We start from the raw sequence: 7,587 nt of genomic DNA on the forward strand, positions 1-7,587 counted from the left end.
ACATTCGGAGGAAGCGAAAGTCATGACGGACAAGCCGATCAAGGGCGGCGTGGCGACCTGGGCCTGCCTGCCCGGGTTCCCGCCCGCGGTGATCTTCCCCTTCACCCCGGGCGAGCGCTTCGGCGTGCGGAGCCTCTACGAGTTCCAGATGCTGATGTACCGGCCGCTGTACTGGCTGGGCCGGGACGGCGCGCCGGAGATCGACTGGGATCTCAGCGTCGGTGAAGAGCCGGTGTGGGACGAGACCGGCCGCACCTGCGTGGTCCGGATCAAACCGTGGAAGTGGTCCAACGGCGAGACGGTCTGCGCGGACAACGTCATCTTCTGGATGAACATGCTGAAAGTGAAGGGGCCGAGGTTCGGCGCGTACTCCGAGGGCTACTTCCCGGACAACCTGGTGTCGTTCGGGAAGGTCGCCGACGACAAGGTGAGCTTCACGTTCGACAAGGCGTATTCGAAGAACTGGGTGCTGCTGAACCAGCTCACCATGATCACCCCGATGCCGAAGGCATGGGACCGCACCGCGGCCGGGCCCGCCGACGCGACGCACGACATCGGTCAGGCGGAAGCGGTCTACGAGTTCCTGATGGCGGAGAACGGTGACGTCGTCGAGGAGGACAACTCGCACCGCACGCGCTGGGCCGACAGTCCTGTGTGGAGTGTCGTGAACGGGCCGTGGCGGCTCAAGAGCTACACCGAGGAAGGTGTCGTCACCTTCGTCCCGAACGAGCACTACAGCGGGCCCAACCCGCCGCATCTCGACGAGCTGCGCCAGGTCTCGACGACGTCGGACGAGCAGCAGTACGAACTGCTGCAGTCCGGTGACGTCCAGGTCGGCTTCCTGCCACCGGGGATGGGCGTCCAGCCCGACGGCGACCCGACGAAGGGCGGGCCCAACCCGCTCGGCGACGGTTTCCAGCTGGAACCGCAGATCCTGTTCAACATCAACTTCATGGCGGTCAACTTCAGCAACCCGACCGTCGCCGGGAACATGATCAGGCAGCCCTACGTCCGGCAGGCGTTGCAGAGCTGCTTCGACCAGGAGTACGGGGCCCGCGAGGTCTACCAGGGTTACGGCTGGAGCCAGACGGGGTCGATCCCGGTGCTGCCCAAGAGCGACCTGGTCTCGCCGAAGATCGCCGAGCGTGGCGGGTTCTGGCCGTTCGACCTGGAGAAGGCGCGGCAGCTGCTCGCCGACAACGGCTGGGACGTCACCACCTCACCCGCGGTGTGCGTCCGGCCCGGCACCGGCCCCGGTGAAGCGGGCGAGGGCATCCCGGCCGGCACCGAACTGAGCTTCTCCCTGCGCTACTGGGAAGGGCGGCCCTCGCTGGCCCGGCTCATGGCGCAGTTCCGGGACGACGCGGCCAAGGCCGGGATCGAGATCCGCCTCGAAGAGGTGATGGGGTCGGTGCTGGTGGCGGAGGACGGCCCCGGCGAGAAGCGGATGTGGCAGCTGTCCTGCTGGGGCGGCGGCTGGGTCTACAACTACCCGACCGGCGAGAACCTCTTCCAGAGCGGCGCCGCCTGCAACTTCAGCAACTACCGGGACGCCAAAGCGGACGAGCTGATCGCGAAGACCGTCACCACCGACTCCCTCGAAGCGCTCTACGAGTACCAGGAGTACATCGCCGACCAGGCGCCGGTGATCTTCATGCCGACGTTCCCGCGGCGGCTGTTCGAGGTCGCGGGCAACCTGCGCGGGTTCTCGCCGATCAACCCGTACGGCCTGATCAATCCGGAGAACTGGTATTACGTCGAGGACGAGTCATGACGCGGCCGGTGGTGCTGGTCGGGTTCGTGGCCGCGGCCCTGGGCTCGTCCATCAAGGACTTCCAGCCGAACGGCTCGGTCATCTTCGTCGAAGAACCCGACGTCGTCCGCAAACGCGACGCACGGACGACGGTGGCCGGTTCGGCGCTGGTGCGCGAGCTGATCGAGTGGGAATTCCACCTTCCCGGCAAGGCGGACGAGTTCTACCACGTCCACCACGACCTCGATCCGGCCGCCGTCGTCCCGCTGACCGAGTACGCGACCCCGTTCGCGGCCCGGCTCGCGGAGCGCTACGGCCTGCCGGGCGCGGGGTTCGGCGCGGCGCAGATCCTGCGGGACAAGGCGGTGCTGCGCCTGGTCAGCCGGGCGGCGGGGATCGCGAATCCGGCGTCGGCGCACGTCGAAAGCCCGGACCAGGTCCGCGAGTTCATGGCGCGGCATCCGGGGAAGACCGTGCTCAAGCCGGCGAACCGGCAGGCATCGGTGGGGACGCAGGTGCTCACCGACCCGGCGGAAGCCGAGCAGGCGTGGGCGAACTGTGTCGTGCAGGACGAGGGGATCTTCGTCCCGGACCGCGCGATGGAACTGAAGATGCTGGCCGAGAGCTTCGTCGAGGGCGACGAGTACAGCGTCGAGATGCTGCTGCGGGACGGCGAGCCGCTGTTCGCCAACGTCACCGGCAAGCGGCTGTTCCCCGGGCCGCGCCCGATCGAGCTCGCGCATATCGTCCCCGCCGACATCACGGACGAGCTGACCGTGACGCTGACCGAGGAGACCCGGCGGCTCACGTCGGCGGCCGGGTTCCGCACCGGGATCGTCCACTGCGAATGGATCGTCTCGGACGGCGTCCCGTACCTGGTCGAATGCGCCGGCAGGTTCGCGGGCGACGGCATCATCGAGCTGATCCAGCGCGCCTATCCGGTGGAGCTGAACCGCGCCTACTTCTCGGTCATGAAGGACGAACCGGTCGTGGACGTGTTGCCGCGCAGGGCCGAAGGCGGCGCCGCGGTCCGGTTCCTCTCGATCGAGCCCGGTCTCATCGAGGACGTGCGCGGCGTGGAGAAGGCGTCGCAGGCCGAAGGCGTGTTCCTGTGCGACGTCGGGGTTTCGGCGGGTGACCGGTTCGACGGGCTGCGCAGTTCGTGGGACCGCGTCGGCGATCTGATGGTGACCGCGGACAGCCCGGCGGAGGCGTCGCGCCTGGCCGAAGAGGCGGTCGCGCTGATCGAGATCGACGTGCGGCCGGACCGAGGAGAGAGGGAGAGCGCCGCACCATGACCATCGAAGCCGTCCAGCCCACGCTCCCGGACGCCGGTCTCGACGTGCTCGTCACCGGGCTCTCGTCCGACGCGCACACCTGGAACCTGGTGTACCTGGAGCTGTTGCTGGAGGAACTGGGCTGCCGGGTCACCAACCTCGGCGCCTGCGTCCCGGACGCGACGATCGTGCGCGAATGCGTCACCCGGCGGCCGGACCTGCTGGTGATCAGCAGCCTCAACGGGCACGGCCGTCAGGACGGCGTCCGGTTGATGGAAACCTTCCGCGCGCGGGCGGAGCTGGTCACGATGCCGGTCGTCATCGGCGGGAAGCTCGACGTCACGGGCGGCAGCAACGCGGCGCGGCTGCTGGAGGCCGGCTTCGACGCGGTGTTCGAGGACTCCGGCGGGCTGACGCCGTTCCGGACCTTCCTCCGCACCCTGTCCGTGCGCGCCCCCGGTGTCCCGCTGGGTGCCGGATGAGCGTGCTCACCCCGCGGCGGGGACATTCGTTCGGCGAGGTGGTCGCGCGCCACCACGCCAGGGGTGACCTGGTCGTCCAGCCCCGCATGGGGTTCGCCGATCCGGGGCGGATGACCCGGGGACTGCTGGCGACCAGGGCGGCGCGGGCCGCGACGGTCGGCACGATCACGATCGACAGCTACACCAGGGTCGGCGACCACGAGGCGGCTCGCGCGGCGCTGGCGGCCGGTGCCGATCTCAACGGGTACCCGCTCGTCGACCACGATCCCGCGACGACGACGGCGTTGCTCGACGGAGTGCTGACCGGGGACTTCCCGGTGCAGGTCCGGCACGGTTCGGCGGACCCCCGCCGGATCGTCCGGTCCCTGCTGGACTTCGGGCTGCACGCGACCGAGGGCGGTCCGGTGTCGTATTGCCTGCCGTACAGCCGCATGCCGCTTTCGGCAGCCGTCGACAACTGGCGGCGCTCGTGCGAAACGCTGGCCGAGGCCCGCGGTCCCGAACTGGAGCCGCACCTGGAGACCTTCGGCGGCTGCATGATGGGTCAGTTGTGCCCACCGGCGCTGCTGGTCGCGCTGAGCGTGCTGGAGGGGATGTTCTTCTGGCGGCACGGGATCCGCTGCCTGTCCTTCAGCTACGCGCAGCAGACCCACGCCGGGCAGGACGAGGAGGCCGTCGCCGCGCTGCACGCGCTGATCGCGGAATACGTGCCGCACGCGCGGACGCATGTGGTGATCTACGGCTACATGGGCGTCCACCCGAGGACACCGGGCGGCGCGCTGGAGCTGATCGCGGAGTCCGCGCGGCTGGCCACCCGCACCGGCGCGAGCAGGCTGATCGTCAAGACCACCGCCGAAGCGCACCGGCTGCCGACCGTGGCGGAGAACGTGACCGCGCTGGAGCACGCCGCCGAGGCCGCGCGGGGTGCGTCCCGGATCGGCAGGCTCGGTGACACCGGGATCCACGCGCAGGCGAAAGCGTTGGTGGACAACGTTCTTTCGCTCGACACCGACCTCGGCAGGGCGCTGGTCACGGCGTTCGCGCGGGGGCAGCTGGACGTCCCGTTCTGCCTGCACCCGGACAACGCGGGCCGCGCGCGCGGACGGCTGGACGCCGGCGGCCGCCTGGAGTGGCAGCGGATCGGCGCGATGCCGCTGGGCGACCTCGTCGACCTGCCCGCGGAACGGCGGATGACCTCGGGCGATCTGCTGGACGCGCTCCGCTACGTCGAGCGGTCGTTCGACGAGAAGTACGGGCTGCCGGGAATCGAGCCCGTGAACCGACTGACACAGGGGAGTAGGACATGACCGGACCATCGGCCGCGGCACTGCCGCCGGGCACCCGCGAGCATCTGACGTCGCCGGTGACGCAGGCGGCGCTGCGCATCCAGAACAGCATCACCGCGGGCACCCGCGAATACCTCGGCATGAACGGTTTCGTGGAACTGCAACCGCCGCTGATCGGGCCGGTCACCGACCCGGGATGCCGTGGTGCGAAGCAGGTCGACGTCGACTACTACGGGCACAAGTACAAGATGATGACCAGCGTCATCCTGTACAAGCAGGCTTCGCTGCTCGCGTTCGACAAGATCTTCTATGTCGCCCCGAACGTGCGGCTGGAGCCGCTGGAGACCTCGACCACCGGACGGCATCTGGTCGAGTTCACCCAGATCGACGTCGAAGTGGCGCGGGCGAGCCGCGAGGAGGTCCTCGACGTCGCTCAGGGCCTGCTCCGGCACGTGGTCGCCCATACCCTGCGAGAGTCCAAAGTGGACCTTGCCACGCTCGGCCGGGATCCCGAAGCGTTCACGGCGCTGCTGGAAGAGGATTTCGAGCGGATGACGCACCGCGAGGCGGTGTCGCGGCTGCAGGGCCTGCGGCACGGGCAGAGCGCCGACGCGGAGATCGACTGGCAGGGCGAGCGGATCATCTCGGAGCAGACGAACCGGCCGTTCTTCATCGTCGACTACCCCAAGGGTTCGCGCGGGTTCACCGATGGTGAGTCCAGCACCGAACCGGGGGTGCTGCGGAACTTCGACCTCATCGCCTCGGACGGGTTCGGCGAACTCTGCAGTGGCGGTGAGCGCACGCACGAGTACCGGCGGCTGATCGAGCGGATGCGGGAAACGGGGGAGAACCCGGCGAAGTACGCCTGGTACCTCGACCTCGCGCGCGAAGGGCTGCCGCCGAGCGCGGGCTTCGGGATGGGGCTGGAGCGGGTGACGCGGTACATCGCCGGGCTGGACGCGATCTGGCAGGCCAACGCGTACCCGAAGCTGCCCGGGATCGCGGCGCCGTGATCACCGCGCGGCAGCTCCCCGAAGACGCGATCCGGGCCAGGGCGCGGGAAGGCAGCGCGGCTGTCTTCCCCGACGTCGCGGGATACGGCCGGTCGCTGTTCGGCGCGGACGTCGACTCGGGTACCGATGAACTCGACCGCGCGCGGATCGTGCCGCCGGTGTTCGTCCCGCGGCGCCTGGAGAAGATGTTCGACCTCGCGCGTGAACCGGTGTACGGCGATGTCGGGTTGTCGACCGTCCTCGGCGGGTTCACCGCGCCGTCGCCGGTGTTCCTGTGCGCGTTCGGCTCCACGCAGGTGGCGGGCAGCGGGCTCGGGATCGCCGCGAGCGAACAGGCGGGCAGACTCGGGATGCCGATGGTGATCGGCGAGAACGTCGTGCCGATGCACGGATACGGCCGGATGGGCGAAAGCGCCGAAGACGGCCTGCTCGGACGGATCCGCGCGTACGCCGACGCCGTACCGGACGGGCTGGGCGGTGTCGTCGTGCAGCAGAGCACCGAAGACGCCGACGCGGAGGTGTGGAACCTCGTCTACAGTGACCCGTCCGCGACGAAACTGCTGGAGACCGGGCGGCTGGCGTTCGAGCTCAAGGTGGGACAGGGCGCCAAACCGGGGCTCGGCGGGATGACCGTGCTCTCGCGCACGGCCGCCGGCGAGATCGCCGAACAGTACACAGTGGACGAAGCCTTCGGTAAGGAACAGGCCATGGTGCTGCGTTCCAGCAGCCCCGGCACCTTCACCGGGGAGATCCTGCGCCAGCAGATCCACCTGATGCGCAACAACTACCCGCGGGCCCGGGCCTGGGTGAAACTGCATCCGGGCCGCGACGTCGGCGAGGCCGCGCGGGTCGCGTGGGCGGCGGGGGCGGACGCCGTCACCGTCGACGGTGCCGAGGGCGGCACCGGCTGGGCGCCGTCGGTCTTCCTCGACCAGGTGGGATTGCCGCTGGTGGAATGCCTGCGCCGGGTCGGCAAGCACGACGCGTCGTTGCTGGTGTCGGGGCGGATCTGGGAAGGGGCCCGTGCGCTCAAGTGCCTGGCGATGGGCGCTTCCGCGGTCGGCCTCGGCCGGGCGGCGCTGCTCGCCGTCGACGAGGACGCGGCCGAAGGGCTCGTGCGGCTGGTGCGCTGCCTCGAACTCGAGCTGCGGCTGCTCACCAGCGCGCTCGGGAAGTACGACCTCGCGGATCTGACCTCGGACGACCTCTGGTTCCCGACCCGGACGGAGCAGAACGAATGATCAACTACGACGGTAAACGGTTCCGCAAGGTCAGCACGGATCCGAACGCGCCGGTCACCCTGTACCGGCAGAAGGACGACCTGGTGTGGGCGGAGTTGACCGGCGGCGGTGTGCGGCTCGGCTCGCTGACCGGGAAGTGCGGCGAGGACGGGACGATCGACATGGCCTACACGATGGTGCTGGTCAGCGGTCAGGTGATCGCGGGGCACAGCACGAACACGCCGGAGTTCCTGCCGGACGGGCGGATCCGGCTGAACGAGGTGTGGGAACGGTATGGGAATCCCGGCTCCCGCGGAACTTCAGCCATCGAAGAGGTGGCCGAGTAGCTCGTTTGCGCGTGAAGGCCACCTTCCCCTTGGGTCAGCCGAGGGAAGGGGGCCTTCACGCGCGTTCGGGGCGCGAACCCGCGGGCTTGCCGGCGGCAGGCGTTGGGTCAGGGGGGGTCGGGGGGGGGGGTTTTTGGTTTTCCCCCCAAAACCCCCCCCCCCCCCCCCCCCCCCCCCCCCCCACCGCGGTCCCGTCCCCCTCAGGACAC

General features: G+C 69.6%; 7 protein-coding genes. All 7 read left to right on the forward strand.

From position 1 onward, the window contains the following. Window positions 1-22: 22 nt before the first annotated feature. Genes AC069I_RS16460 through AC069I_RS16490 form a run of 7 tightly spaced genes read left to right on the forward strand, consistent with a single transcriptional unit; the run spans window position 23 to window position 7,378 of the window. Window positions 23-1,774 carry an ABC transporter substrate-binding protein gene (locus AC069I_RS16460; RefSeq protein WP_478232431.1) on the forward strand — a complete coding sequence of 584 codons (1,752 nt, stop codon included), beginning with the start codon at window positions 23-25 and terminating at the stop codon, window positions 1,772-1,774. Beyond that, window positions 1,771-3,051, forward strand: a complete 1,281-nt coding sequence (locus tag AC069I_RS16465) for an ATP-grasp domain-containing protein (RefSeq protein ID WP_478265750.1) — start codon at window positions 1,771-1,773, stop codon at window positions 3,049-3,051. Before AC069I_RS16460 ends, AC069I_RS16465 begins: the two co-directional genes overlap by 4 nt. Next, the gene (locus tag AC069I_RS16470) at window positions 3,048-3,512 is read left to right on the forward strand and encodes a cobalamin B12-binding domain-containing protein (RefSeq protein ID WP_478265751.1); all 465 of its coding nucleotides are present in this window, start codon (window positions 3,048-3,050) and stop codon (window positions 3,510-3,512) included. The genes AC069I_RS16465 and AC069I_RS16470 overlap by 4 nt, the downstream gene beginning before the upstream one ends. Next, the gene (locus tag AC069I_RS16475) at window positions 3,509-4,819 is read left to right on the forward strand and encodes a methylaspartate mutase (RefSeq protein ID WP_478265752.1); all 1,311 of its coding nucleotides are present in this window, start codon (window positions 3,509-3,511) and stop codon (window positions 4,817-4,819) included. Before AC069I_RS16470 ends, AC069I_RS16475 begins: the two co-directional genes overlap by 4 nt. After that, a complete protein-coding gene (locus AC069I_RS16480; protein ID WP_478230107.1) occupies window positions 4,816-5,811 on the forward strand; it encodes an asparagine synthetase A in 996 nt (331 codons plus the stop codon). Before AC069I_RS16475 ends, AC069I_RS16480 begins: the two co-directional genes overlap by 4 nt. Next, window positions 5,808-7,052 carry a glutamate synthase-related protein gene (locus AC069I_RS16485; RefSeq protein WP_478265753.1) on the forward strand — a complete coding sequence of 415 codons (1,245 nt, stop codon included), beginning with the start codon at window positions 5,808-5,810 and terminating at the stop codon, window positions 7,050-7,052. Before AC069I_RS16480 ends, AC069I_RS16485 begins: the two co-directional genes overlap by 4 nt. Continuing rightward, window positions 7,049-7,378, forward strand: coding sequence for an avidin-fold protein (locus tag AC069I_RS16490; RefSeq protein WP_478230109.1), 330 nt, complete (start codon window positions 7,049-7,051; stop codon window positions 7,376-7,378). The genes AC069I_RS16485 and AC069I_RS16490 overlap by 4 nt, the downstream gene beginning before the upstream one ends. Window positions 7,379-7,587 lie beyond the last annotated feature (209 nt).

Source organism: Amycolatopsis sp. NPDC043885 (assembly GCF_056435685.1).

Coding starts and splice junctions, on each gene's coding strand:
- AC069I_RS16475 (WP_478265752.1), top strand. CDS start 3,509: ATGAGCGTGCTCACCCCGCGGCGGGGACATTCGTTCGGCGAGGTGGTC.
- AC069I_RS16490 (WP_478230109.1), top strand. CDS start 7,049: ATGATCAACTACGACGGTAAACGGTTCCGCAAGGTCAGCACGGATCCG.
- AC069I_RS16480 (WP_478230107.1), top strand. CDS start 4,816: ATGACCGGACCATCGGCCGCGGCACTGCCGCCGGGCACCCGCGAGCAT.
- AC069I_RS16460 (WP_478232431.1), top strand. CDS start 23: ATGACGGACAAGCCGATCAAGGGCGGCGTGGCGACCTGGGCCTGCCTG.
- AC069I_RS16470 (WP_478265751.1), top strand. CDS start 3,048: ATGACCATCGAAGCCGTCCAGCCCACGCTCCCGGACGCCGGTCTCGAC.
- AC069I_RS16465 (WP_478265750.1), top strand. CDS start 1,771: ATGACGCGGCCGGTGGTGCTGGTCGGGTTCGTGGCCGCGGCCCTGGGC.